A 440-nucleotide genomic window follows, 5' to 3' on the forward strand; every position below is an offset into this window, starting at 1 on the left:
GTCACCGCCCGGACCGAACACGGCGAAACCGCACTTTACGCCTATATTGAAGGACGAAAAAGCGATGACGTGCGGGCGGAGCTTGCGAAACGTCTTCCGGCCTACATGATGCCGGCTCAGTTTATAGAGATGAGCGAGTGGCCGGTCACGCCGAGCGGAAAGCTTGACCGCCGCGCGCTGCCGGCTCCTGACGGAGCGGCAGGCAGACAAGCGTACACCGCACCGCGGAACGTCACGGAAATGAAGCTTTGCGCCCTTTGGGAAGAGGTGCTGAAAAACGGCCCCGTCGGCATCCGGGATCACTTTTTTGAGCGGGGAGGCCATTCGTTAAAAGCGACGGCTCTCGTCTCCCGCATCGCCAAAGAGTTCGGTGTTCAGGTGCCGTTACAGGACATCTTCGCCCGGCCGACGGTGGAAGAGCTCGCTTCGGTTATTCAGGA

1 protein-coding gene is annotated in these 440 nt (G+C 60.2%); it reads left to right on the forward strand.

Translation table 11 applies throughout. The features are described 5' to 3' along the window. The coding region (locus G9F48_RS19320) for a phosphopantetheine-binding protein (protein ID WP_165409978.1) at positions 1-440 on the forward strand (440 nt) is incomplete at both ends.

This window comes from Bacillus sp. EKM420B (assembly GCF_011065565.1).
GTDB lineage: Bacteria > Bacillota > Bacilli > Bacillales > Bacillaceae > Bacillus > Bacillus velezensis.